This window comes from Melaminivora alkalimesophila (genome assembly GCF_000282995.1).
Lineage (GTDB): Bacteria > Pseudomonadota > Gammaproteobacteria > Burkholderiales > Burkholderiaceae_C > Melaminivora > Melaminivora alkalimesophila.
On sequence record NZ_ALEE01000654.1, the window covers coordinates 1 to 990 of the forward strand.

Here is a 990-nt window from a genome sequence, read left to right on the forward strand (position 1 = left end):
GCGGGCGCCTGCGGCCACAGCGCCGCCAGGTCCAGCGCCTGGAAGCGGGCATCGGCCGCCACCACCGGTTGCTCCGCCCAAGGCGCGATCTGTGCCTGGGCATCGACGCTCAGGGCGTCTTCCGGCTGCGCCTCGCCGGGCGCGGTGGCCTGGCGCAACCGGGCCGCCACCTGCAGGCGCGCCGCCTCGGTGGCGAGCGTGCCCGTGATGCGCGCATGCGCCCGGGCGGCGAGGGCTTGCTCGCTGCCGGGCACGGCAGTGCGCACCGTGCCGTCGAGCGTCGCATCCAGCGGCATGGGCGCATGCGCGCCGAGCGTGGCCTGGAGCGTGTATTCCCCCTGGGCCAGCGCCACGTGCCCGATCTCGACCCGGTGCTCGCTGCCATCGTAGCGGTACCGCCCTTCCAGTCCTTCGATGACCAGCGGCTCTGCATCTGCGCCGCGGCCGCTCCAGACCAGCTGGTCGATGCGCAGCGGCAGGTCCACCTGCACGGGCAGCACCAGCTCCTGCAGTGGCTCGGTGCGTTCCTCCTCTTCTGCCTCGCCCTGTGGCGTGATCGTGACTTTCGCAGCGTGTACCTCACCGAGCTGCACCTGGCGCTGCAGCAGCGGAGCGAGCTTCCAGCCGATCTGAGCGTCCTCGACCTCCACCGCTAGGCCCGGGCTGCTCCAGCGCAGCCAGCCGATGTGCCCGCCGGTGCGCAGCGAGCCGCTCACGTCGCGCGTCTGCAGCTCCTGGCCGGCCGGCAAGTAGGCGGCCGCACGCGCCAGCGCCGTCGCCAGCGAAGTGCTGCTGCCGGCCCACCACCAGCCCACCGCGAGCAGCCCCACCAGCAGCAGCGCCAGCACGGCAAGCACCCGGCCCAGCAGCCGCCAGCGGCGCCGGGGGGGTGGCGTCGGAGCCGGCGCCACGGCGGCGGCATAGGGATCGGGAGACTGGTCAGAGGGCATGGAAGGCGAGCATGGCAGGCGGCGGCAAGCGCGTCTACCG

Annotated in this window: 1 protein-coding gene; it reads right to left on the bottom strand. The window is 73.9% G+C overall.

What is annotated here, in order from left to right; genetic code table 11:
- The coding region (locus A612_RS12745; protein WP_040436844.1) for a hypothetical protein at nt 1-950 on the bottom strand (950 nt) is incomplete at its 3' end.
- Nucleotides 951-990: the final 40 nt, after the last annotated feature.